The sequence below is a fragment of the Streptomyces sp. NPDC005423 genome (genome assembly GCF_040606415.1).
In the GTDB taxonomy this organism is placed as follows: domain Bacteria; phylum Actinomycetota; class Actinomycetes; order Streptomycetales; family Streptomycetaceae; genus Streptomyces.
The window spans coordinates 300,778-324,247 of record NZ_JBEXET010000001.1; the positions used below are offsets into that span (position 1 = coordinate 300,778).

The window sequence follows — 23,470 nt, forward strand, 5'->3', positions numbered from 1 at the left end:
CTCCTGACCAGGGTGTCCCCGCTCACCCGGTCTCAGCCCGGCGTCACCAACCGCGCCTCGTACGCGAACACCGCCGCCTGGGTGCGATCCCGCAGCCCCAGCTTCACCAGGATCCGGCTGACATGGGTCTTGATCGTCGACTCGGCGACCACCAGACGCTCGGCGATCTCCGCGTTCGACAGGCCCTGGGCGATGAGGACCAGTACCTCCGTCTCGCGCTCGGTCAGGTCGCCGTAGGCCGCGTGCGCGACGGGGGTGAGGCGCGGGGTCTCGGAGAGTTTCGCGAACTCCTTGATCAGGCGCTTGGTGACGGAGGGGGCGAGCAGCGCCTCGCCGGACGCCACCACCCTGACCCCGTCGGCGAGTTGGCGGGCCGAGGCGTCCTTGAGGAGGAAGCCGGAGGCGCCCGCCCGCAGCGCCTGGTACACGTACTCGTCCAGGTCGAACGTGGTGAGGACCAGTACCTTCGCCGAACCGTTCGCCGCGACGATCTCCCGGGTCGCCTCGATGCCGTTCAGTTCGGGCATCCGGATGTCCATCAGGACGACGTCCGGGGCCAGTTCGCGCACCCGCTCGACCGCCTCGCGTCCGTTCACCGCCTCGCCGACCACCTCGATGTCCGGCATCGCGCCCAGCAGGACCGAGAAGCCCTCGCGCACCATCATCTGGTCGTCCGCGATCAGTACACGGATCGTGCGGGTCGTCATGCCCTGTCCTTGCCGTCGTCGCCGATGTGTCCGTCGCGGCCCCCGCGGCCGCCGTTGCCCCCGCCGCCACCCGCGCCGGGTGCGACGGGTGCGACGGTGCGTCCGGGGCGGGCGTCCGCCGGTTCCGGCACCGAGGCCACCGGCAGGAACACCGCCACCTCGTAACCCCCCTCGCCCGTCGGGCCGACCGTCATCTCGCCGTCCAGCATGGAGACCCGCTCCCGCATCCCGGTGATGCCGTGGCCCGCGCCGGGCGAGGGCTTCACCAGGCTCGGCTCGGGTGCCGGGCCGTTGACCATCCGCAGCCCCAGCCCGCCCAGGACGTAAGCGATCTCCACCCGGGCGCTCGCGCCGGGCGCATGCCGCAGGGTGTTGCTCAGCGCCTCCTGGACCATCCGGTACGCCGACAGCTCGACGCCCTGCGGGAGTTCGCGCACCGCGCCGGTCACCGCCTTCTCCACTCTCAGGCCGGCGTCCCGCACGTTGGCGAGCAGCGCGTCGATGTCGGCGAGCGTGGGCTGGGGGGCGTCCGGCGCCTCGTAGTCCTCCGCGCGGACCACACCGAGGACGCGGCGCAGCTCGGTGAGGGCCGCCACCGCGTTCTCCCTGATCGTGACGAAGGCGCGTTCCAGCTCCGGCGGCGGGTTCTCCACCCGGTAGGGCGCGGCCTCCGCCTGGATGGCGACGACCGACATGTGGTGGGCCACCACGTCGTGCAGCTCTCGGGCGATCGTCGTGCGCTCCTCCAGCAGCGTGCGCCGGGAACGCTCGTGCGCGGTCACCGTCTGCTGCGCGGTCACCTCCTGCTGCGCCTGCCGCCGGATGTGCCGGACCGTGACGCCCAGCAGCAGCAGCGCGGAGACCACCAGCATCGGGCCGCTGTTGGCGTCGTAGTGGCCCCAGACCCCTTCGGCGAGGAAGCCGTAGAGCGCGGTCAGTACCCACATCCACGCCGCCGTGCGCGGCCGGGTGCGGAGCGCGACGACCGTGAGGACCACCAGGTGGGCGAGGAAACTCCCGGGCAGCCAGGGCCACTCCCCCCACGCCGAACCCAGCGCGGAGCAGAGGGCGGTCGAGCCGAGGGAGAGCCAGAACGCTCCCGCCGGGCGGACCAGCGTCATCAGGACCGGCAGCAGGGTGAGGAAGGCGCTCACCGGGGAGCCCGCGCCGTCGCCGCCGTCCCACCAGGTGATGAGCATCGCCAGGACGCCGGCCGCCACCACCAGGGCGTGCGGGGTCCACGACGCGTACTCCCGCGCGCGGCCGTTCAGCCGCCCGGTGATCCGGCCGTCGACGGCCATGCGGGGCATCGGGCGGTAGGCGAACGCGTCGCGGAACAGGTCCTGCCGCAGCCCGCGCAGGGCGCCCGCGGCCAGCCGGAACTCCGGGCCGCGCGCCTCGTGGGCACCGTCCGGGGGCATCGTCTGCGTCTGGGTCTGGGTCGTATCGGTCACATTCGAACGGTAGGCCGGGGCGGCTGCCCCGTCGTCACCTGTGAGAAGGGTCCTGCCGACTCCCTCTCAGGTACTACGGGTACCACCGGGACGCGCCCCCGGGCCGGCTCACCCGGCCGGCCGGGCGCTCGCCCATCCGGCCGGGGCGCGCTCACCACGCCGGCTGGACGCTCGCTCACCACGCCAGCTGGGCGATCTCCTCGGCCACCACCGCGCACGCGTCCGCCGCCGGATCGATCAGCGGGAAGTGGCCTACGTCCGCCAGCAGGGTCAGGCCCACCACCTCGCCGGCCCGCGCCGCGGCGTCCGCGTAGGACTCGGCGACGGCCTCGGGAACGACGGTGTCCGCGCGGCCCTGGACCAGGGTGGTCGCGATGCCGGTGGGCAGCAGGAGCGCCGGGTCCGCGTACGGCTGCCGTTCGGTGAACTCGGATTCCCCGCCCAGGAGTTGGCGGGCCGCTCCGCCGCACACGCCGAGCCGCCCCGCGACCGTGAAGTCGGCGATCGGGGCCAGGGCGACCACACCGCGCAGCGCGGCGGGGCCGTCCGTGCGCCAGGGGGCGTCCTTGGGCAGGAGATGCCGGGCCGCCGCCCACAGCGCCAGCTGGCCGCCCGCCGAGTGCCCGGTGATCACCGTGCGGTGGGCGTCGGCCTGCGGGAGCGCCTCGCGTACGAGCGAGGGAAGGGCGTCGAGGGCCGCCGCGATGTCGTCGAAGGTGTCGGGCCACCGTCCGGCCACCGGACCCGGGCCGTCCGGCTCGGCGAACCCGTCGTGCGCCTGCCCGGCTCCCGTGCTCCGCCCGGGAATCGCGGCCCCCGCCGGGGAGGGCGCCGCCCCGCGCCGGTACTCCACGTTGGCCACGGCGAAGCCCCGGCGGGCCAGGAAGTCCGCGAACGGCGTGATGTGCCGCCGGTCGTACGGGGCCCGCCAGGCACCGCCGTGCACCACGACGACCAGCGGTACGGCCCCGCCGCGCCGGTCCTCGCCGCGCGGGGCGTAGAAGTCGATCACCTGGTCGGGGTGGTCGCCGTACGCGGCGGTGCTGTCGGGGTCGACGGCGGGGTGCGAGAACGCCGACTCCTCTTCTGCGGCGGCACGTGCGCCGTCGTCCGGCATGCTCCAGCCTCTCAGCGACGGGATACGGAACGGGGACGGGCGGAATCGCGAACTAGGGGAACCAGTAAGGGATTCGGCCTGTGGCCGGGACGCTATCAGGCCGGTGACGTGCGCGGAGACGCGGATCTCACGCTCGGTGAGTAAGGGCGGCGCCGCGGTCCCCGCCCACCCGACGCGCTGCCCGCAAGCCCGGTGTGCGGACAACGCGTCGCGCCCGTGAGGGGTACCCGGTCGCGCCCGCGAGGGGGTACCCGTCCTATCCGAGCAGTTCGCCCAGCACCCGGGCCGCCCGCTCCACCTCGCCGAACCCGACGTAGAGCGGCGTGAATCCGAAGCGCAGGATGTCCGGGTACCGGAAGTCGCCGACCACGCCGCGCGCGATCAGCCGCTTCATCACCTCGCCGGCGTCCGGGCAGCGCAGCGCGACCTGGCTGCCGCGCTCCGCGTGGGCCACCGGTGTCACCGACTCGACGCGGCCCTCGGAAACGTAGGCGGTCACGCACTCCAGGAAGAAGTCCGTCAGGGCCAGGGACTTGGCGCGGACCGACTCGACCGGTACGCCGTCCCACACCTCCAGGGCGGCTTCGAGGGCGAGCATGGAGAGGATGTCCGGCGTGCCGACCCGGCCGCGCGGGGCGCCCTCGGCGGGTTCGTAGTCGGAGCGCATACCGAAGGGGTCGGCGTGCGAGTTCCAGCCGGGCAGCGGGGAGTCGAAACGGTCCTGGTGGTCGCCGCGCACGTACAGGTACGCCGGTGAACCCGGGCCGCCGTTCAGGTACTTGTAGGTGCAGCCGACCGCGAGGTCCACCCCGTGCCGGTCGAGTCCGACGGGCAGGGCGCCCGCGCTGTGGCACAGGTCCCACACGACGACCGCGCCCGCCGCGTGGACGGCGGCGGTGAGCGCGGGCAGGTCGTGCAGCCGGCCGGTGCGGTAGTCCACGTGGTTGAGGAGCACCGCCGCCGTCCGCGCGCCGAGCGCACCCGGCACCTGGTCCGAAGTGACCGGTCGCAGCGCGCAGGTGGTCATCCGGGCCGCCGACTCGGCGATGTAGCCGTCGGTGGGGAAGGTCGCCGCGTCGACCACGATCTCGTCCCGGCCGGGGTCGGCGAGCCGCGCCAGCCGGACCGCTCCGACAACCGCCTTGAAGACGTTGACACTTGTGGAGTCGCCTACGACGATCCGGCCGGGAGCCGCTCCCACCAGCGGAGCGATCAGGTCACCGATCCGCTCCGGCGCGGTCCACCAGCCGCTCTCCTCCCAGGACCGGATGCGCAGTTCGCCCCACTGCCGGCGGACCACGTCCTCGACCCGGCCCGGCACGCCGGCCGGCAGGGCGCCGAGCGAGTTCCCGTCCAGGTACACGGTGTCGTCGAGAACGAACTTCTCGCGCACGAAGGCCAGTTCGTCCGCGGCGTCCAGCTTCTCCGCGCGCATGCCCAGCTCAGACATGGGACCTCGCCGTCCACAGCTCGGGGAAGACGTTCTTCCGCGTGCGCTTCTCCAGCCAGGCCACCCCGGCGGAACCGCCCGTGCCGGTCTTCGAGCCCATCGCCCGCCGGGTGGCGACGAGATGGTCGTTGCGCCATCGCCACACCAGCTCGGCGACATCGGTCAACGCCTCGCCGAGACGGGCGAGTTCCTCACCCGGGTCACCGGAGTAGAGGTCGGTCCACACCTGCTCGACCTCGTCCGAGGGCTCGTAGCGCAGCGACACGTCCCGCCCGAGGACCGCCTCGGGGACCGCGTGCCCGCGCCGGTCGAGAAGCCTCAACACCTCGTCGTAGAGGCTGGGTTCGTGCAGCGCCTTCTCCAGCTCGGCGTGGACGCGGGGAGCGCCCCGGTGCGGTACGAGCATGGAGGCGGACTTGTCGCCGAGCAGGAACTCCATACGGCGGTACATCGCCGACTGGAAGCCGGAGCCCTCGCCGAGGGCGCCGCGGTAGGAGTTGAACTGGGCCGGTGTGAGCTGGCCGAGCGGCTTCCAGGAGGCGTTGAGCGCCTCCAGTTCCCGTACCGACCGCTTCAGCGCGTCGACCGCGACCGGCACCCGGTCCTCGCGCAGGGCGCGCGCCGCGGTCTCCCACTCGTGGACGATGACCGTGAACCACAGCTCCATCACCTGGGTGGTGACGAGGAAGACCATCTCTCCGGGGTCGTCGGAGCGGGTGTGCTGGAGGTGGGTGAGGACGTCCGCCTGGACGTAGTCCTCGTAGGGCGTCGTCCCCTGGAAGTCGAGATGCGGGGCCTCGGGCTCCTGAGTCTCCTGAGCCTGCTGGGACATCGCTGTCTCCTGATGCGTACTCCGGGTAGCGGTCCGCCCCTGCCGTTACCGACACGGGGGCCCCGGTCCCCACCGGGCATCCTCCGCAATCGTCCCCCATCGGCGCAAGGTCCGCCTGGTCACACCGGGCGGACCTGCGTCGATGCCCTTCCCTGCCGGGGGCCTCCGCTAGCCGAGCGTCCGGGCGGCGGCGGGCGAGGAGTCCTTCAGGAACTGGCTGCAGCGCTCGTACTCCTCCTGCTCGCCGATCGCCTGCGCGGCGCGGGCGAGGGCGTGCAGGGCGCGCAGGAAGCCGCGGTTCGGCTCGTGCTCCCACGGCACCGGCCCGTGGCCCTTCCAGCCGCTGCGGCGCAGGGAGTCCAGGCCCCGGTGGTAACCGGTACGGGCGTAGGCGTACGACTCCACCACGCTCCCCCGCTCGAACGCCTCGTCGGCGAGCTGGGCCCAGGCCAGCGAGGACGTCGGGTACTTGGCGGCGACCTCGGCCGACGGCGTGCCGTTGGCGAGCAGCTCGCGCGGCTCCGGGTCGTCGGGGAGATGGGTGGGGGGCGGTCCCCCGAGGAGGTTCTCGTGAATCGTCATGGGCTCCAGTCTGCGGCACGGGACCCGCCGGGGGTTAGCCGAGACTCATGCGCGCGGCCGGTGTGGGTGTGGGCGCATTCCGGGGGCTGCCGCCCCCACACCCCCACACACCGGCCTGGACGGCCTCGTCCTCGAACGCGGGACGGGCTGTAGCCACGCCCGCCGGGCTGAGCGGCGCGGCTCGCGCCGGAGCGGTCCGGTCCGGCTCGCGCCGGACCGGACCGCGCCCATCCGCGCAGGCCGAGCCGCGCCACGCAGGCCACGCCGGGCCGGGCCGGACCGGACCGCGCCGGACCGCGCCGGACCGCGCAGGCCGCGCCGGGCCGGGCCGCGCCGGGCCGGGCCGTGCCGGGCCGCGCAGGCCGGGCCGTGCCGGGCCGCGCAGGCCGGGCCGTGCCGGGCCGCGCAGGCCGGGCCGTGCCGGGCCAGACCGGGCCGAACCGTGCCGGGGCCGGGCCGGGCCAGGCCGAACCGTGCCGGGCCGGGCCGGGCAGGGCCAGGCCAGGCCAGGCCGAACCGTGCCAGGCCGGGCAGGGCCAGGCCAGGCCGAACCGTGCCAGGCCGGGCAGGCCGAGCCGCCCCGCGCCGAGCCGCGCCGAGCAGGCCGAACAGGCCGCGCAGGCCGAACAGGCCGCGCAGGCCGAACCGCGCCGGGCGCCGCCGGGCCGGGCAGGCCGGGCCGGGCAGGCCGAGCCGCCCCGCGCCCGCTGAGCCGCCCCGCGCCGCGCCGCGCCGAATACGCTCACCCCGCGTCGAGGGGCCGCTGAGGTTCCACCGGAGGACTCGTGACGCAGCCGTGGGTGCGGCACTCGGGGTCCGGCGACTGCGGGGCCGGTCGCCGCACGGTCGTGCAGGCCAGTACCGCGCCCACCACGAGGATCGCGGCGCACAGCGGCATCGCCCGGTCGAAGGCGTGGTCGAAGGCGGCCGGCGAACGGTAGGCGTCGGGGCCCATCCCGGCCAGCAGCGGGAGCGCGGCCACCGCGAGCAGGCCGGCCGCGCGGGCCGCCGCGTTGTTGATGCCGCTGGCCAGGCCGGCCCGCGCGGTGTCCACGGAGGCGAGGACCGTCGCCGTCAGGGGTGCCACCAGGGTGACCATGCCGCACCCCATGACCAGCAGGGCGGGCAGCACGTCGGTGAGGTACGACGCCCCGGGCCCGACCCGCAGCATCAGCAGCATCGCGGTGGCGCAGAGCAGGGGGCCGACGGTGAGCGGGAGGCGGGGGCCGATGCGCTGGGCGAGGGAGCCGGAGCGGGCGGAGAACAGCAGCATGAGGGCGGTCGTCGGGAGCAGGGCCGTACCGGCGCCGAGGGCGGAGTAGCCGGCCACCACCTGGAGCTGGAGCGCGGTGAGGAAGAAGAAGCCGCCGAAGGCCGCGTAGACGCAGAAGGTCACCAGGTTGACGGCGGTGAACTGGCGGGACGCGAAGATGTCCGGCGGCATCATCGGGTCCGGGCGGCGCTTCTCGACGTGGACGAAGGCCACGCCCGCGAGCAGTCCGGCGACGGCGGTCAGCGGGACGAGGAACGAGCCGCCGCGAGCCTCGATCAGGGCGTAGGTGACGAGCGCGAGGGCCGCGGCGCCGAGGACCGCGCCGAGCACGTCGAAACGTGCGTGCGGGCGGTCAACTCCTGCGCCCTCAAGGGCTGTTGAGGGTGAGGTGCCGTCGGACTCGGGGACATGGCGTACGGCGATGGGAGCGCACAGCAGGGCGAGCGGGACGTTGAGCAGGAAGACCCAGCGCCAGCCGGGGCCGTCCACCAGCCAGCCGCCGAGGAACGGGCCGACGGCCGCGCCGATCCCGCCGAAGCCGGACCACAGGCCGACCGCCCTGGCCCGGTCGTCGGGGTGGAAGGAGGCCTGGATGAGCGCGAGGGAACCCGGGGTGAGGAGCGCGCCGCCGACGCCCTGGAGGGCGCGGGCGGCGACGAGCACACCGGTGTTCGGGGCGAGGCCGCACAGCAGCGACGCCGACGCGAACCAGACGACACCGACGACGAAGACCTTGCGGCGGCCGTAGCGGTCGCCGAGCGAGCCGCCGAGGAGGATCAGGCCGGCCAGCGTGAGCATGTACGCGTTGACCGTCCACTGGAGGGCACCCAGGCCGGCGCCCAGGTCACGGCCGATGCGCGGCAGCGCGACGTTGACGACGGTCGAGTCCAGCATGGCCATGCTGGAGCCGAGCACGGTGGTGAGCAGGATCCATCTGCCCTGGGGCGAGGCGAGCCGGACGTCGGACATGCCCCCAGGTATACAGCGGGCCCGGTGCGGTGGCACCGGGCCTGCTGGGATGAAGCCGCGGACTACTTGATCTTCGTGCCGGTGGAGCGGAGGTGGGCGCAGGCCTCGGTGACGCGCTGGGCCATCGACGCCTCGGCGAGCTTGCCCCAGGTACGCGGGTCGTATGTCTTCTTGGAGCCGACCTCGCCGTCGACCTTCAGGACGCCGTCGTAGTTCTTGAGCACGTGGTCGGCGATGGGACGCGTGAAGGCGTACTGGGTGTCGGTGTCCAGGTTCATCTTCACCACGCCGTTCTCCAGCGCGGTGGCGATCTCCTGCTCGGAGGAGCCGGAGCCGCCGTGGAAGACGAAGTCGAAGGGGGACGCCTTGCCGTACTTCGCGGCCACACCGTCGCTCAGCTCCTTGAGGAGCTCGGGGCGCAGCACCACGTTGCCCGGCTTGTAGACGCCGTGCACGTTGCCGAACGAGGCGGCCAGCAGGTAGCGGCCCTTCTCGCCCAGGCCGAGGGCCTCGACCGTACGGAACGCGTCGTCGACCGTGGTGTACAGCGAGTCGTTGATCTCGTGCGAGACGCCGTCCTCCTCGCCGCCGGTCGGGGTGATCTCCACCTCAAGGATGATCTTCGCGGCGGCGGCGCGGGCCAGCAGCTCCTGCGCGACGGCGAGGTTGTCGGCGAGGGTCTCCGCCGAGCCGTCCCACATGTGGGACTGGAAGAGCGGGTTGCGGCCGGCCTTGACGCGCTCCTCGGAGACGGCGAGCAGCGGGCGCACGTACCCGTCGAGCTTGTCCTTGGGGCAGTGGTCGGTGTGCAGGGCGACCGTCACCGGGTACTTCTCGGCGACGATGTGCGCGAACTCGGCCAGCGCCACCGAGCCGGTGACCATGTCCTTGCTGTACTGGCCACCCAGGAACTCGGCACCACCCGTGGAGATCTGGACAATGCCGTCGCTCTCGGCCTCCGCGAAGCCGCGCAGCGCAGCGTGCAGGGTCTGGGTCGAGGTCACGTTGATGGCCGGGTAGGCGAACTTGCCTGCCTTCGCCCGGTCGAGCATCTCGTTGTAGACCTCGGGGGTTGCGATGGGCATCTGTCCGCTCCTTGGTATGTGCGGGTTGGCGTGCTCTACGTGCTCTACGTACTACGGCCCTGACCTAGACCTTGGGTGCGACGTCATCGTCGTGCCCATCTTTCCAGACCTGGCCGGATGTTCGGTCCAGTCCGTCTCGGCCTGTGGATAACTCCGGCTGGAGCCGAGCGGACCGCCCCCGAACGGGTCCTATTCCAGGCCGAGTTCGTCCTTGGAGTAGGCGAACAGGTACGGGACACCCGCGCCCTTCTCGATCTTCTCGGCGGCGCCGGTGGCCCGGTCCACGATGGTCGCCACGGCGACGACCTCGGCGCCCGCCTCGCGCACCGCCTCGACCGCCTCCAGCGGGGAACCGCCGGTGGTGGAGGTGTCCTCGACGACGAGCACCCGGCGGCCCCTGATCTCCGGCCCCTCCACCCTGCGCTGCATGCCGTGCGCCTTCGCGGCCTTGCGGACGACGAAGGCGTCCAGCCGCTGCCCGCGCGCGGCGGCGGCGTGCAGCATGGACGTGGCGACCGGGTCGGCGCCCATGGTCAGGCCGCCCACCGCGTCGAAGTCCAGGCCGCCGGTCAGGTCCAGGAGCACCTGCCCGACCAGCGGAGCGGCCTCCCCGTCGAGGGTGACGCGCCGCAGGTCGACGTAGTAGTCGGCCTCCAGACCCGACGACAGGGTCACCTTGCCGTGCACCACGGCCTTGTCCTTGATCTGCCGCAGCAGCGCTCCGCGTACGTCACTCATACCGGCCACCTTAGGGGAGGGCGCGCCAGGTCCAGGTGGTCGTGGCCTCCAGGGGGTCGATCGGTGTGACCAGGCGCGGCAGGGTGTTCAGTCCGTTGGGCGGGCCGGTCTGCGGTTCCACGCAGACGGCGGCCTCCTGCTCGTCGTAGACCACGACCCACTCCTCCGGGCTGGTCACCCTCAGCTCCAGTTGTCCGGGCCAGGTCAGGGTCACGTCGACGCCGCCCGGCATGCCGAAGCAGTCGTCCCAGGGGCCGGGCCCGGGGGCGACGCGTTCGCCGGTGGGCAGGTGGTCGTCGCCGCGCTCCTCCTGCCAGGCCGGGGTGAAGGCGACCGTCGCGTCCTCGCCGCCCAGGTTCCGGTTGAACCAGGGGTGCCAGCCGATCTGGGCCGGGAAGGAGTCCTCGGCCGCCTCCACGGAGATGGTCAGGGTCAGGGAGTCCGCGGTCAGCGCGACGAGCTGGGTGACCCGGCCGGGGAAGGGCCAGGGCGCCACCAGGTCGTACGTGATCACCGTCTCGTCGGCCGTGCGGCGGGCGACGCGCCAGGCGCCGTCGCGGGCGGTGCCGTGGATGGCGTGCGGCGGGGAGTTGAGCGGCATCTGGTGCACGGCCACCCCGTCCAGGAACCGTCCGTCGCGGATCCGCCCGCACCAGGGGACCATCGGGAAGCACCCGAACCTCTCGCCCTGGCGCAGCAGTTGGGCCCCGCCGACGCGGAGCCCTCCGATCCGGCCGCCGTTGCCCGGCTGCACGGTCACCTCCGCGTCTCCCGCGGTCAGCGTGATGTCTTCGTTACGCACGCCCTGACCCTACTGGGCCGACCGGCCGACCAGGAGGACGACCGGTGCACTCCGGGTACGCGCTCAGTGGCGCTTGCGCAGGACCCGGCCGACGACGATCGCCCCCGCCACGACCAGGGCCGCGGCGGGGGCCGCCCAACGGAGGGTCACGTTCACCGAGACGGCCTGGGGCGCGGGGACGGGTGCGTACCGTCCCCGCGGCGGGGCGTGGTCGACCTCCTCCGCGCTGCGCCCGATCATCGTGCGGCGGGCGTGCGCGGCTTCGGCGGGCGGCTGGGGAAGATCGGGAACCTCGGGAATCTCGACCCCCTCGGGGATCCCCTCGGCGATGAGGATCTCGTCGGCCTCCTTGTCCACCGCCGAATCGCCGTCCCCCGATTCGCCGTCCGCCGAGTCGCCGTCGAGCGATGCGTCGTCCACCGAGTCGTCCTCCCCGGCTTCGTCGTCCACCGAATCGCCGTCCCCGGCTTCGTCGTCCACCGAATCGCCGTCCCTGGCTTCGTCGTTGAGCGCTTCCTCGTCCACGGCTTCGTCGTCCGCCGATACGTCGGCCTTCGCCTCTACGGCGTCCAGCGCGGCGGACTCGCCGGTTCCGGCGGTTCGGGCGGTTCCGGCGGTTCGGGCGGTTCCGGCGGTGTCGTCGGCGTCATCGGCGTCACCCGTGTCCCCGGCGCCCCCGGCCCCGGCCGGGTCATCGGCGAGCGGTTCCGCGGAGGAAACGGCCGGCTCCGCGGACGCGGCCGGCCCCGTCGCTCCCAGATTCTGCGCGAAGCGGTCGAGCAGGCGCAGGGCCGCCGCCCGCACCGTGGCCGGGGGCAGCTGGGCGATGCGCCCGGCCGCCGTGGCCGTGCCGCCGAAGACGAGGGTGGAGCCGGTGCCGGTACCGCGGAGGCTCAGGGTGAGGGCGAGCCCGACCGAACCGGCGCCGCGTGACTCGGTTGCGTCCCCCTCGACGCTGTACGTGCCGTCCTCGCGGGCGGCGACCCGGACCGAGCCCCGGTAGGTGACGGAGTGGCTGCCGACGCGGATCTTCAGTCGGCCGGCGACGGGTTCGGTGCCCGCGTCCTGCTGGAGCCCGGGCACCGCGCGGGCGACCCTCGCCGGATCGGCGAGCGCCTCTCGCAGTCGCTCGGCGGGAACCGGAACGTGCACCTCGTGCTCCATGTCTGCGGAGCCTACCCAGGGGAGACGAACGCGCACCCCCGATGCCGGGAACCGGACGCCCTCCGTGTCGGGCGGGCCGACCCGCGCACCGACCGCCGCACCGACCGCCGCTCAGTACCGGGGGTGCACCAGGGTGGACGGCGACACCCCGTCCACCCGGGTGCGCGCCGCGTCCCACGCGTCCCGGGTCAGTCCGTCCGGGGTGAGCGTGCGCGGCCGTGGGGCGCGCGGATCGAGCCGCAGGGCGGGCAGTCCGTCGCGGGTCGCGAGGATGAACCCCCAGTCGCCGGGTGCGCGGGACGCGCCCGTCGTACGGTCGGGACCGGCCGCGAAACCGGTCGCCCGGCCGCGCACGCGGTAGGGCAGCGTCCGCAGGCCGGCCGCGTTCATCGTCGATTCGACCGTCCAGAAGACGTGCGGGCGGGAGGAGACGGGACCGCCGTGCACCACCAGTCGGCCGCCGTGGGTCAGGGCGCGGCGGGCGAGGCCGTAGAACTCCTCGGAGTACAGCTTGGTGCTGGCCGTCATACCCGGGTCCGGCAGATCGGCGATCACCACGTCGTACGTGGCGGGCGGCACCGTCCGCAGTGCGGCGAAGGCGTCGCCGGTGGAGACATGGACGCGCGGATCGTCGTAGGCGTGGGTGTTCAGGGCGGAGAGCCCGGGGTCGCGGCGGCCCAGCCGGACCACGCTCGCGTCCAGCTCGACGATGTCGAGCCGGTGCACGCCGGGGTGGCGCAGCACCTCGCGGGCGGCCAGGCCGTCGCCGCCGCCGAGGATCAGCACGCGCGCGTGGCGGCCGGTCATCGCGGGGTGCACCAGGGCCTCGTGGTAGCGGCGCTCGTCGCGTCCGCCGACCCGCAGGCGGCCGTCGAGGAAGAGGTCCAGGGGGTGCCCGTGGGTGCCGCCGGTGAGGACGACCTCCTCGCCGTCGCTCTGCTGCGCGACGCGCACGTCACCGCCGTAGACCGCGCGGCGGGCCGCCCGTTCGAAGTCGTCGACGAGGACGGCGGCCGAGGCGAGCAGGCCGAGGACGACGACGTTGGCGAGGAGGAGGAGCCAGCGGCCCCGGCGGGTGAGGTCGCGGCGGAACAGGCCGAGGACCAGGGTGGCGCCGGCGACCACGTTGACCGTGCCGGTGAGCAGGGTGCCGGTCAGCTGGCCCAGGAAGGGCAGCAGCAGGAACGGGAAGGCCAGGCCGCCGACGAGCGCGCCCACGTAGTCCGCCGCGAAGAGGTCGGCCACCGCGCCGCCCGCGTCCTGGCGCCGGATGCGCTGTATCAGCTCCATCAGCAGGGGCACCTCGGCGCCGATCAGCAGGCCGATGGCGAGCGAGAAGGCGACCAGCAGACAGCGGGGTCCGTCCGACCACAGGCCGCCCCAGCCGCCGGTCCAGGCGAAGACCGCGTACAGGGCCATCGCGCTGCATCCGCCGATCAGCGCGAGGGCCGCCTCGACGGCGCCGAAGCCGGCCGCCGCGTGCCGGCGCAGCCGCTTCGCGGCGAGGGAGCCGATGCCCATCGCGAAGACCATGACCGACAGGACGACCGACGCCTGGGTGACCGAGTCACCGATCAAGTAGGAGGCGAGGGCGACCAGTTCGAGCTCGTACACGAGTCCGCAGGCCGCGCAGACGAAGACGCCCGCGAGGACCAGGAGCCGCCCCGTGGCCGGCCGGACGGACAGCCGCGCGGGTCCGCCGCGGGACGGCGGAGCGCCCGGGGGAGCGGGCGCGTGCGGTTCGATCACGCTGTGACGTTACGTCACATGCCGGGGACCCTTCGTCACCCACACGTGTGGTCTACGGTTTACGGCGGCCAGGGCCGGACCGGCGCCCACCGGTCAGACGGGGGAGGCGCTGAGCCGGCTCGCCGGCACCCGCACCCCCACCCGCGTCCGCGTCGCCACCAACTGCCCGTCCTGCGGATACGCGTGCCAGGTGCGCCAGTGCACCTGGCCGTCGCGGCGCTGGGCGAGCAGCGCGGTGAAGGCGTGCGGACTGCCCGGGAAGACGCCCGCGAGACCGTGCGGATGATCCGCGACGAGGGCCAGCAACTCCTGGGCACGGCCCGCGAACTGGCCCGGGGAGAGCGCCTCGACCCGGGCCGCGAACTCGTACTCCCAGTCGCCGACGCGCTTGGCGACGCCGAGCGGCAGGGGCGTGCTGGAACCGGGAAGGCACGCGACCGTCTCCGAGCAACTCCCCTGCTCCTCCTCCAGAAGTACCTGGTGGGACGCGCCGAGGAGTCTCAACTGAAGTGCGGCGCCCTCCAGTTCGAGGTCGAGGGTGGCGAGGGCGGGGAGCGGCTCGCGCCCCAGGGTCCAGGCGAGGTCGGCCGCGCGCGTGTCGGTGTAGGAGGTGTTCAGGGTCGTGAGCATGGATCGGCTCCGCTGGCGCGCAAAGAAAGGGAGAGGTGGAGGTACGGGGTCCGGCGCGTCCCGGCCGATACCAGAGATCGACCCGGGTCAGCCCAGTCAGGAGAGGTGTCCAGGACGTCCGAGGGGCCGCGTTGGTGTTTTAGAGGGAATCATGAACGGTGACGCCATCACAGGGTTTTTACCCAACTTCGTGCGGTTTCCATCCCTCAGAGGGCTCCACAGCTCAACTGTTCAACCACGGCGTACGCCCGGTGGAGGCAAGCGCGCGCCGGAGCGCCCGCCGGGAGGGGTCTCCCGACGGGCGCTCCGGACCCGCTTCATGGCGCCGGCTCACACCTCAGCCGCCTCCCGCGCCCCTCAGTTGCCGCCCCCGCCGCATCCGCCGCCGCCCCCGCACGACGAGCCTCCGCAGGAGGAGCCGCCACCGCAGGACGAGTGCCCGCCGCCCCCGCACGAGTGGTGGCCGCCCGAGTGGCCGCCCGAGGACGAGCCGCTGTCACCACTGCCGGCCCACCAGCTGGAACCACCGGCACCCCCGCCGTACGTCCCGGCCCGGCGGGCGGACCGCATACGACCGCCCCCGCCCCGGCGCACGCCGGAGACCACGATGCTCACGACGACGACCACGATCACGATCACGATCACCACCAGGATGATGCCGAAGAACATGGCGTCACCCTCCTTCCGATTCCCCCGAAGCGGCCCCCCGTGGGCGCCTCGTCCGTTGCGTGCCCGGGAGATGCCCCGCCGTCCCGCCCGCCAAAGCGGAGTTGAGCAAGTTCTGAGGCTGTCCCCGGAAGGGAAGGGCGAGTTGAACCGGCCGGGGCGCCCGGCCGTTGTCTTGCACGAGGTTCTTCCGCACGGCCGTGCCCGGCACATCGCCGTGCGGGAGCCAGCCGCTGCCACACTCGCTTTCCCTACCGGGACGGGGCGGGACAGGACAGGAGTGCACCATGCCAGAAGCCGACAATCTGTACGACGACTCCTACGACAGCCGCTCTCCGAGCCCCTCATCTCGGTTGCGCGAGGAGAGCCCGCAGCCCGACAGTTACCAAGAGGGCATGGTCAACCAGCCGACCTCCTCAGCATTTCCGCCCCGACATGATTGGCTGTCGGACACGCGGGGAGACGGCCAGTCCATCACGAGCCAGGACGCGTACGTAGACCAAGCCGACAACTACAACCGGCACAGCCAGAGGTCCGGCACGAGCCAGGACGCGTACGTAAACCAAGCCGACAACTACAACCGGCACAGCCAGAGGTCCGGCACGAGCCAGGACGCGTACGTAGACCAAGCCGACAACTACGACCGGCGCGGCCAGAGGTCCGGCACGAGCCAGGACGCGTACGTAAACCATGCCGATGACTTCGACCGGCGGAGCCAGAAGTCCGCTCACACCGACGCCTCGCACGACAAGGACCAGCAGCCCGAGAAAGGCAAGGAGCGTAAGGGCGGCTGGCTGCGCCGGACGGCCAGGCAAGTGGGGGACCTGGCGTCCAAGGCCATCAAGTGGGCCAAGTCGCCCCAGGGCAAGAAGATTCTGGGAGCCACCCTGGCCGTGGCCGGGCTCGTGACGGCCGTCGGACTGGCCGCCAGCGGGCTCGGGGCCGGCATCGGCGTCGGGATGATGCTCGGCGGCGGCGCCCTGTACGCGAACGGGCGCAGGGCGCAGAAGCGGGAGGACGCGGCCAAGTGGCAAGCCGAACAGCCCATGTCGTCCGGGCCTTACGCGGGGATGCCGGCGCCCCAGCAGGCACCGATGCAGCGGCAAGAGGGCCTCACCGTGCGTCTCGGGCGGGACAACTCGATCGAGCTGCAGATGGGCCAGCAGAGGGTGACCCTGGTGACGGCCCAGCCGACGCAGGGGGAGGACCGGCGTTTCGTGGCCACCTCGCCCATCACACCCGAGGCGTACCAGCACATGACGGCCCCGGACCACGTCCCCTCGCGCCAGTCGGCAGGGGACCACGACTTCTCCAGGGCGCCGTCCCCGCATTCGGTCCAGCAGCCGGCCGCGCGACACGGGCGGTAACGACGGCCGGGACGTTGAGTTGAGGAAACCCGCAGCTTGGGCGCAGGATGACGGGCATGACCTCCAGCGCACGCCCCCTCCTCAACCGCCGGCTCGCCGAGTTCGGGACCACGGTCTTCGCCGAGATGTCGGCGCTGGCCCTGCGGACCGGAGCGATCAACCTGGGGCAGGGTTTCCCCGACACGGACGGCCCCGAGGAGATCCGGGAGGCGGCGGTGCGGGCGCTGCGCGACGGGCGCGGCAACCAGTACCCGCCGGGTCCTGGCGTGCCCGAGCTGCGCACCGCGATCGTCGCCCACCAGGAGCGACGCTACGGCCTGTCGTACGACCCGGACACCGAGGTCCTCGTCACGGCGGGCGCCACCGAGGCCATCGCCGCCGCCCTGCTCGGCCTGCTGGAACCCGGTGACGAGGTCATCGCCCTGGAGCCGTACTACGACTCCTACGCGGCCTGCATCGCGATGGCGGGCGGCACCCGCGTGCCGGTCACCCTGCGTCCGCACGAGGAGTCCCGGGACGGGGTCACCCACCGGCGCTTCCGCCTCGATCTGGACGAGCTGCGCGGCGCCGTCACCGACCGGACCCGTCTGCTGCTCCTCAACACCCCGCACAACCCGACCGGGACCGTACTGACCCGCGAGGAGCTCGCCGCGATCGCCGAACTCGCCGTCGAGCGCGACCTGTTGGTGGTGACGGACGAGGTCTACGAGCACCTGGTCTTCGACGACGCCGAGCACATCCCGCTCGCCACCTTCCCGGGGATGCGGGAGCGCACGGTCTCCATCAGCTCGGCCGGCAAGACGTTCTCGTTCACCGGCTGGAAGGTCGGCTGGGTGACGGCGAACGGCCCGCTCGTCTCCGCCGTCCGGACGGCAAAGCAGTACCTGACGTACGTCAGCGCAGGCCCGTTCCAGTACGCGATCGCCGAGGCGCTGCGCCTACCGGACTCGTACTTCGAAACCTTCCGCGCAGACCTCCGCCGCAAGCGCAACCTGCTCGGCGACGGCCTGCGGGCAGCCGGGTTCGAGGTCTACCAGCCCCAGGGCACGTACTTCATCACCACCGACATCACCCCCTTCGGTGAGAAGGACGCCTACGCCTTCTGCCGCGCCCTCCCCGAACGCTGCGGCGTTGTCGCTATCCCCAACTCCGTGTTCTACGACCACCCTGACGCCGGTCGCAGCCAGGTCCGCTTCACCTTCTGCAAGAAGGACGACGTTCTCCGCGAGGCCACCGACCGCCTGCAACACCTGGCGTCCTGAGCTCACGCCCCTTCGCCCCGAACGAGCCCGAGGCAAGACCGCCACCAGCACGAACGGGTCGACTCCCGGACCGGTCCGCACTCGAACGAGTGCAGACCTGCCGATCGAACTCGGCAGCAATTAGCGCCCCATAGCGTCGCCACATGGAGCACAGACACGTAACTCGGGCGTGCCGCTGAGAAATACCAGCTGACACGTGCGGATCACCGTCGGCAGGAAGAGGCGGTGGCCATGGCGGACTGGATACAGCGCCAAGTGACCAAGGCACCGCGGTGGTCCGACGGAAGTTCAGGGCCGTGCAGGAACTGCTCGTTCCGCCCTCTCGCCAACCGGAGTTCGTGCGCTGGCGTGTTCCTTGACCCATCTCCCTTGGAGTCGGAGGCCGCAGCTGCGAACGGGGGAACGCGCGATGGGCGACGGTAAGGACCCGGCCAAGGTCCTCGACATCAAGACCGCTGATCTGAAGCGGGCGGCGCCGGACTTCCAGACGGCGGCAGTTGATCTGGGCAAGGCACTGACCGCGCTCGTCAAGTCGCTGGACGGCCTGGGTGAGCCCTGGGGAAACGACAAGCAGGGCAAGGAGTTCGGTGACTCCTACAAGCCGCTGCAGAAGAAGATCGAGAGTGCGGCGGGCACGCTGGTGCTCGGTCTGACGAGTATTCACGAGGCGATGGTGGACCTGGCGGACGGCCACGTCGACAACGACGAGTTGATCGCAGGCATGTTCACCGAAGTAAAGGTCACCAAGGTGGATGGTGCCGGTGAGCGTTGAGGACCAGGCGCGCCACATCCTTCTCGACCTGGGCCTGTGGTGGCCGGAGGCCGACTCCGGGAAGCTGCGGTCCGCGGCGACGGCCTGGCGAACCTTCGCGGACGCCGTTGACGACCTGCGCGGCCCGGTCAACCAGAGCGCGTCGTCGATCATCCACCACAACACCGGTGAATCCATCGAGGCGTTCGACAGGTTCTGGGGCCGCTACGCCAAGGACAAGGACAGCGGCTGGCTGAAGGACCTGGCCGACTCCGGGCGTGAAATGGCCACGGCGCTCGACAAGTTCGCCGACGCGATCGACGACGCGATCAACAAGCTGTGGACGCAGATCGGCATCGACGCGGCCGTGATCGCGGGCGGGGTGGCGCTGGCCTTCTTCACCGCGGGCCTGGCTTCCGGCGCGGCAGTCGGGGCGGCCGACCTGGTCATCGAGTTCGGCGCGGGCATGGGCATCGCGGTCTCCACGACGATCGCCGAGATCGCGGGGGGCACGCTGGTCGCCGCGGCCTTCGGCGGGGTCGAGTCGGTGACGGTCGACCTGGCCGTGGCCCAGCCGCTGAAGATGGCGACAGGACTGCAACAGGGCTTCAGCCTCGACGAGGTCAATCAGGCCGCCAAGGACGGCACGCTCTTCGGCGGCGCGCTCGGCGCCGGAAGCGGCGTACTGAAGGCGACCATCGAAGGCGGGTTCGCCGACACCACAGCGCTCCTGCTGCGCCCGCCCTCTCTCCGCCCCGACCTGGTGGAGCTGGGCCCGGCCGCGCGCAACGCGGAACGCACACCGTGCGTCGGCGAGCCGATCGACGTGGCGACCGGCGCGATGCTGATGACAGCGACGGACCTGGCCCTGCCGGGCAGCCTGCCGCTGGAGTTCACCCGCACCCACCTGTCCTCGTACCGCGGTGGCATCTGCTTCGGTCCGACCTGGATATCCACCCTCGACGAGTGCCTCCAGATCGACGGCGAGGGTGTCGTGTTCGCCGCCGCCGACGGTATGCGCCTGGTCTACCCGGTACCGGAACCGGGCGTGGCGACGATGCCGCTGAAGGGCGTGCCCTGGCCCCTGGAGTGGGACGGCAAGCCGGACAGCGCGATGACGGTGACGGACCCGGTGACCGGCGTGGTCCGCACGTTCGGCGCCCCCGTTCCCTCCCCATCCTTCGGCGTCTTCCACCTGGCGCTGGACTCGTGGACCGACCGCAACGGCCACCGCATCGACGTCGAACGCGACGACGACGGCATCCCGTTCGGCATCCGCCATTCCGGCGGCTACTACGTCGCCGTCGACACCACCGGCCCCCGCATCACCGCCCTGCGCCTGCTCGACGAGCCACCGTCCCGCTACCGGCCGGGCACCGCGACCGACGAGGGCACGGTCGTGATGCGCTACGGCTACGACGCCGCCGGCAACCGCACCGAGGTGACCAATTCCAGCGGCGAGCCGCTGCGGTTCAGCTACGACGAACAGGGCCGGGTCACCAAGTGGACCGACCGTAACGGCACTTGGTTCGGTTACGTCTACGACGAGCGCGGCCGGGTGGTCCGCACCGAGGGCGTCGACGGAATCCTCTCCGGCACGCTGGCCTACGACGACACGACGCGCACGACGACGTACACCGACTCCCAGGGCCGCGCCTCCACCCACCGCCACAGCCCGGAGGGCATGGTCGAGGAGGAGACCGACCCGCTCGGCAACACCACCCGCACCCAGTGGGACGAGTACGGCACCCGGCCCGTCAGCGTCACCGACCCTCTGGGCCACACCACCCGATACCGCTACGACGAAGCCGGCAACCTGACGGAACTCACGCTGCCCGACGGATCAGTCGCGCGGGCCACGTGCGACGCGTTCGGGCAGCCGACCGAGGTCGTCGAGCCAGGCGGGGCGCTCTGGCGACACACCTACGACGATCGTGGCAACCTCCTCACCACCGTCGACCCGACCGGCGCGGAGACCCACTACGCGTACGACGAGCACGGCCACCCTATGACGATCACGAACGCGCTGGGCCACACCCGCACGGTGGCTTACGACCTGGCCGGCCTGCCCGCCGCGACGACTGACGAACTGGGCCACACGACGACGATCCGCCGGGACCACTTCGGCCGGATCGTCGAGGTGACCGACCCGTTGGGGCACACCACCCGCATGGGCTGGACCACCGAGGGCAAGCAAGCGTGGCGCCAACACCCGGACGGCACACGCGAGTCATGGTCCTGGGACGCGGAAGGCAACCTCCTCAGCCACACCGACGCCGCCAGCAACACGACCCACCACACTCCGGGCCCCTTCGACGTCCCCGCTGCACGGACGGACCCGGACGGCGCCCGTTATGAGTTCGCCTACGACACCGAACTCCGTCTGACCGGTGTCACCAACCCGCAGGGGCGTAGCTGGTCGTACACCTATGACGAGGCGGGGCGGCTGACCGCAGAGACGGATTTCAACGGCCGCGTGCTCACGTACGTCCATGACGCGGCCGGGCAGTTGGCCTCCCGAACCAACGGTGCCGGTGAGACGCTGCACTTCACGAGGAACGCGGTAGGGCAGGTGCTGGAGCAACGGTCCGGGACAGGCGCTGTCACGACGTTCGTGTACGGCCCTGACGGTGGTCTCGCGCACGCGGCCAACACCGACACCGAACTCGTACTGGAGCGGGACTGCCTGGGCCGCGTGGTGTCGGAGTCGGTGAACGGCCGCACGACCACGTACGCCCACGATGCTCTCGGCCGCCGTGTCCGTCGGGTGACGCCGTCCGGGCTTGCCTCAGAGTGGGCATACGACCCAGCGGGTCGCCCGCTGACCCTGCGCTCGTCCGTGGGCGAGCTGGACTTCGCCCACAACCCCGCGGGCCGCGAGACAGAGCGCCGCCTCGGTGGGGAGGTGAGGTTGACCCAGAGCTGGAACCAGCGGAGCTTCCTCACCGGCCAGAGCCTCACCTCCGGCAGCCCGGAGGCGGACGGTGTGGACCGCCTCCTCCAGCACCGCACCTACACCCACCGCGCCGACGGCTACCTCACCGAGATCCGCGAACTGACCTCGGGCACCCGCCGTTTCGACCTCGACGGCATGGGACGCGTCACCGGAGTGAGGGCCTACGGCTGGACCGAGACCTACGCCTACGACGCGGTGGGCAATCTGCTGGATGTCACCGCGCCCGCCCACGAGGAGCCCGGCGAGCGGGAATTCGACGGCACCCTCGTCCGCTCAGCGGGCGAAACCACGTACGAGCACGACGCGCAAGGGCGCCTGATCCGCAGAACCCGCAGACTCCTGAACGGTCGGAGTCATACATGGATCTACGTCTGGAACGCCGAGGACCGTCTGACGGAAGTGGTCACCCCAGACGGTGACCGTTGGCGCTACGTCTACGACCCGTTGGGCCGGCGCATCTCCAAGCAGCGGGCGGCCGAGAACGGCTCGGAGCACGACCGCACGGAGTTCAGCTGGGACGACACTCTCCTGGCCGAGCAGACCGCGCCGGACGGTCGGGTTCTGACTTGGGACTACAAGCCGGGAACCCCCAGCCCGGTGGCCCAGACCGACCACGAACCATCGGCCACGCGGTCGAACACGTCGTTCCTGGCGCGCTTGGCCGAGGAGACGGACCCAGAACGCGCCGCCCGTTTCTATGCCGTGGTCACGGATGCCGTCGGCACCCCCACAGAACTGGTGTCCTCGTCCGGAGACCTCGTCTGGCAGCGCCGCACCACCCTGTGGGGCACGGGCTTCCCGGTCCCGGACGACGGCGCCGAACAACCTGTCGACTGTCCGTTGCGTTTCCCCGGACAGTACGCCGACTACGAGACAGGGCTGCATTACAACCTGCACCGTTACTACGACCCAGAGACGGCCCGGTACATCAGCGCGGACCCGCTGGGGCTGGAGCCGGCGGGCAACCACCACGGCTATGTGCGCACCCCGCTCACCTGGATCGACCCCCTCGGCCTCTCCCCCTGCAACTACAGCACCGACGACCTGTACCAATCGGCCACCACCATCAAGAAGGGCCAGCTGTCGCCGGCCGGCAGGGCTCTGCAGAAACACGGTGACCCGAGCCCGGGCAATCTGGCGAAACGCGGCCAGGCCCATGTCGATATGTACAACTTCGGCAAGGTCACCAACAGTGAGCGGACCGAGATCGCCAATGAGATGATCCAGGACATACTCACCGACCCGAACGTGGTCGAGAAGGTCAACACCTCGGCGTCGACCCAATACGGCGGCATCACCCAGGACTTCCGGGTTCCTGGAGGCTGGGGCGCCCGATGGAGTTGGCGTGGTGGCCAGCTCACTTTCGAAGGATTCCTGTGATGGCGAGGCAGCACGAGGCCGAACCGACCTACCGGGCAGAGGACTTCGTCGCGGACGGAGCGCTGCGGGACGTCTGCGTACTCAACGCCACGATCGACGACTGGCGGCGCGTGTTCGACGGGCTCCACGCGGTCCCGGGGCGCCATGTCCTTACATGGACGCTCGCCGGCACGGCGGAGAAGGGGCCCTTGGACGCCCCTGCCGTATGGTCCCGGCTCGAACGGGATCCGGAGGAATCGGCAAGTCTGGCCATCGACATCGACGGCGTGTGGTTCACCTGCTACTTCTTCGACATCGAAGAGATCGAGTTCACCTTCGATCCTTCCGACGTGGTCGACAACGCGACCTTCACACCCGTTCGCTCCTTCGTGACCTGGCTGGGGACGGCGACGGGCCGGGAAGTCATCGTGACGATGGAAGGCACCGACCACGCCGCCATGCCGCCCTTGATCCGGTGGTGGCCCTGAAGCTCGTCAAGGCCGACTGAGATCCCAAGCCGCACGGCGTCCGTCTGGATACAGCCAGCCCGACCCTCG

20 protein-coding genes are annotated in these 23,470 nt (G+C 71.9%); 6 read left to right on the forward strand and 14 right to left on the reverse strand.

The annotated features are described in order from the left end of the window. Positions 1-32 precede the first annotated feature (32 nt). The 6 genes from ABZT12_RS01320 to ABZT12_RS01345 all read right to left on the reverse strand — a co-directional run bounded on the left by ABZT12_RS01320 (position 33) and on the right by ABZT12_RS01345 (position 6,142). Positions 33-707, reverse strand: coding sequence for a response regulator transcription factor (locus ABZT12_RS01320; protein WP_356375334.1), 675 nt, complete (start codon positions 705-707; stop codon positions 33-35). After that, the gene (locus ABZT12_RS01325) at positions 704-2,128 is read right to left on the reverse strand and encodes a histidine kinase (RefSeq protein WP_356376682.1); all 1,425 of its coding nucleotides are present in this window, start codon (positions 2,126-2,128) and stop codon (positions 704-706) included. The genes ABZT12_RS01320 and ABZT12_RS01325 overlap by 4 nt, the downstream gene beginning before the upstream one ends. A 208-nt stretch (positions 2,129-2,336) precedes the next feature. Beyond that, on the reverse strand, positions 2,337-3,278 hold the full coding sequence (locus ABZT12_RS01330) for a prolyl oligopeptidase family serine peptidase (RefSeq protein ID WP_356375337.1): 942 nt from the start codon (positions 3,276-3,278) through the stop codon (positions 2,337-2,339). Positions 3,279-3,534: 256 nt separating this feature from the next. Continuing rightward, the gene (gene kynU / locus ABZT12_RS01335) at positions 3,535-4,728 is read right to left on the reverse strand and encodes a kynureninase (RefSeq protein WP_356375340.1); all 1,194 of its coding nucleotides are present in this window, start codon (positions 4,726-4,728) and stop codon (positions 3,535-3,537) included. Then, positions 4,721-5,560, reverse strand: coding sequence for a tryptophan 2,3-dioxygenase family protein (locus ABZT12_RS01340; protein ID WP_356375343.1), 840 nt, complete (start codon positions 5,558-5,560; stop codon positions 4,721-4,723). Before ABZT12_RS01340 ends, kynU begins: the two co-directional genes overlap by 8 nt. A 168-nt stretch (positions 5,561-5,728) precedes the next feature. Next, positions 5,729-6,142 (reverse strand): DUF3151 domain-containing protein, encoded by a 414-nt coding sequence (locus ABZT12_RS01345; RefSeq protein ID WP_356375346.1) that lies wholly within the window; start codon positions 6,140-6,142, stop codon positions 5,729-5,731. A 417-nt stretch (positions 6,143-6,559) separates the two neighbouring features. On the opposite strand from ABZT12_RS01345, the gene ABZT12_RS01350 reads away from it, so the two are divergent. Next, the gene (locus ABZT12_RS01350) at positions 6,560-6,853 is read left to right on the forward strand and encodes a hypothetical protein (RefSeq protein ID WP_356375349.1); all 294 of its coding nucleotides are present in this window, start codon (positions 6,560-6,562) and stop codon (positions 6,851-6,853) included. A 31-nt stretch (positions 6,854-6,884) separates the two neighbouring features. Here ABZT12_RS01350 and ABZT12_RS01355 read toward each other — a convergent pair whose 3' ends face one another. The 8 genes from ABZT12_RS01355 to ABZT12_RS01390 form a co-directional block, all read right to left on the reverse strand. After that, entirely contained in the window at positions 6,885-8,384 is a 1,500-nt protein-coding gene (locus tag ABZT12_RS01355) for an MFS transporter (RefSeq protein WP_356375352.1), read from the reverse strand. Positions 8,385-8,446: 62 nt separating this feature from the next. Then, complete coding sequence (gene fbaA, locus ABZT12_RS01360; protein ID WP_356375355.1) at positions 8,447-9,469, reverse strand: class II fructose-bisphosphate aldolase; 1,023 nt, start codon at positions 9,467-9,469, stop codon at positions 8,447-8,449. A gap of 189 nt (positions 9,470-9,658) precedes the next feature. Beyond that, on the reverse strand, positions 9,659-10,207 hold the full coding sequence (gene pyrE, locus ABZT12_RS01365) for an orotate phosphoribosyltransferase (RefSeq protein WP_356375358.1): 549 nt from the start codon (positions 10,205-10,207) through the stop codon (positions 9,659-9,661). A gap of 10 nt (positions 10,208-10,217) precedes the next feature. Continuing rightward, positions 10,218-11,009, reverse strand: coding sequence for an aldose 1-epimerase (locus tag ABZT12_RS01370; protein WP_356375362.1), 792 nt, complete (start codon positions 11,007-11,009; stop codon positions 10,218-10,220). 63 nt (positions 11,010-11,072) lie between these two features. Further along, on the reverse strand, positions 11,073-12,173 hold the full coding sequence (locus tag ABZT12_RS01375) for an SRPBCC domain-containing protein (RefSeq protein ID WP_356375365.1): 1,101 nt from the start codon (positions 12,171-12,173) through the stop codon (positions 11,073-11,075). A 111-nt stretch (positions 12,174-12,284) separates the two neighbouring features. Next, entirely contained in the window at positions 12,285-13,922 is a 1,638-nt protein-coding gene (locus ABZT12_RS01380) for a polyamine aminopropyltransferase (RefSeq protein ID WP_356375368.1), read from the reverse strand. Positions 13,923-14,015: 93 nt separating this feature from the next. Further along, positions 14,016-14,552, reverse strand: coding sequence for a DUF2617 family protein (locus ABZT12_RS01385; RefSeq protein WP_356375371.1), 537 nt, complete (start codon positions 14,550-14,552; stop codon positions 14,016-14,018). 357 nt (positions 14,553-14,909) lie between these two features. After that, the gene (locus ABZT12_RS01390; RefSeq protein WP_356375374.1) at positions 14,910-15,221 is read right to left on the reverse strand and encodes a hypothetical protein; all 312 of its coding nucleotides are present in this window, start codon (positions 15,219-15,221) and stop codon (positions 14,910-14,912) included. A 284-nt stretch (positions 15,222-15,505) separates the two neighbouring features. Between ABZT12_RS01390 and ABZT12_RS01395 the strand changes: the two genes are divergently transcribed. From ABZT12_RS01395 to ABZT12_RS01415, 5 genes are all read left to right on the forward strand, one after another. Next, positions 15,506-16,585 (forward strand): hypothetical protein, encoded by a 1,080-nt coding sequence (locus ABZT12_RS01395; protein WP_356375377.1) that lies wholly within the window; start codon positions 15,506-15,508, stop codon positions 16,583-16,585. 47 nt (positions 16,586-16,632) lie between these two features. Then, positions 16,633-17,847 carry a pyridoxal phosphate-dependent aminotransferase gene (locus ABZT12_RS01400; protein WP_356375380.1) on the forward strand — a complete coding sequence of 405 codons (1,215 nt, stop codon included), beginning with the start codon at positions 16,633-16,635 and terminating at the stop codon, positions 17,845-17,847. Between the two features lie 409 nt (positions 17,848-18,256). Beyond that, positions 18,257-18,619 carry a hypothetical protein gene (locus ABZT12_RS01405; protein WP_356375383.1) on the forward strand — a complete coding sequence of 121 codons (363 nt, stop codon included), beginning with the start codon at positions 18,257-18,259 and terminating at the stop codon, positions 18,617-18,619. After that, positions 18,600-22,934 (forward strand): DUF6531 domain-containing protein, encoded by a 4,335-nt coding sequence (locus ABZT12_RS01410; RefSeq protein ID WP_356375386.1) that lies wholly within the window; start codon positions 18,600-18,602, stop codon positions 22,932-22,934. The genes ABZT12_RS01405 and ABZT12_RS01410 overlap by 20 nt, the downstream gene beginning before the upstream one ends. Then, positions 22,934-23,401 (forward strand): hypothetical protein, encoded by a 468-nt coding sequence (locus ABZT12_RS01415; RefSeq protein ID WP_356375389.1) that lies wholly within the window; start codon positions 22,934-22,936, stop codon positions 23,399-23,401. The genes ABZT12_RS01410 and ABZT12_RS01415 overlap by 1 nt, the downstream gene beginning before the upstream one ends. The last annotated feature ends 69 nt before the right edge of the window (positions 23,402-23,470 follow it).

Coding starts and splice junctions, on each gene's coding strand:
- ABZT12_RS01320 (WP_356375334.1), bottom strand. CDS start 707: ATGACGACCCGCACGATCCGTGTACTGATCGCGGACGACCAGATGATG.
- ABZT12_RS01325 (WP_356376682.1), bottom strand. CDS start 2,128: ATGCCCCCGGACGGTGCCCACGAGGCGCGCGGCCCGGAGTTCCGGCTG.
- ABZT12_RS01330 (WP_356375337.1), bottom strand. CDS start 3,278: ATGCCGGACGACGGCGCACGTGCCGCCGCAGAAGAGGAGTCGGCGTTC.
- kynU (WP_356375340.1), bottom strand. CDS start 4,728: ATGTCTGAGCTGGGCATGCGCGCGGAGAAGCTGGACGCCGCGGACGAA.
- ABZT12_RS01340 (WP_356375343.1), bottom strand. CDS start 5,560: ATGTCCCAGCAGGCTCAGGAGACTCAGGAGCCCGAGGCCCCGCATCTC.
- ABZT12_RS01345 (WP_356375346.1), bottom strand. CDS start 6,142: ATGACGATTCACGAGAACCTCCTCGGGGGACCGCCCCCCACCCATCTC.
- ABZT12_RS01355 (WP_356375352.1), bottom strand. CDS start 8,384: ATGTCCGACGTCCGGCTCGCCTCGCCCCAGGGCAGATGGATCCTGCTC.
- fbaA (WP_356375355.1), bottom strand. CDS start 9,469: ATGCCCATCGCAACCCCCGAGGTCTACAACGAGATGCTCGACCGGGCG.
- pyrE (WP_356375358.1), bottom strand. CDS start 10,207: ATGAGTGACGTACGCGGAGCGCTGCTGCGGCAGATCAAGGACAAGGCC.
- ABZT12_RS01375 (WP_356375365.1), bottom strand. CDS start 12,173: ATGGAGCACGAGGTGCACGTTCCGGTTCCCGCCGAGCGACTGCGAGAG.
- ABZT12_RS01385 (WP_356375371.1), bottom strand. CDS start 14,552: ATGCTCACGACCCTGAACACCTCCTACACCGACACGCGCGCGGCCGAC.
- ABZT12_RS01390 (WP_356375374.1), bottom strand. CDS start 15,221: ATGTTCTTCGGCATCATCCTGGTGGTGATCGTGATCGTGATCGTGGTC.
- ABZT12_RS01395 (WP_356375377.1), top strand. CDS start 15,506: ATGCCAGAAGCCGACAATCTGTACGACGACTCCTACGACAGCCGCTCT.
- ABZT12_RS01400 (WP_356375380.1), top strand. CDS start 16,633: ATGACGGGCATGACCTCCAGCGCACGCCCCCTCCTCAACCGCCGGCTC.
- ABZT12_RS01405 (WP_356375383.1), top strand. CDS start 18,257: ATGGGCGACGGTAAGGACCCGGCCAAGGTCCTCGACATCAAGACCGCT.
- ABZT12_RS01410 (WP_356375386.1), top strand. CDS start 18,600: ATGGTGCCGGTGAGCGTTGAGGACCAGGCGCGCCACATCCTTCTCGAC.
- ABZT12_RS01415 (WP_356375389.1), top strand. CDS start 22,934: ATGGCGAGGCAGCACGAGGCCGAACCGACCTACCGGGCAGAGGACTTC.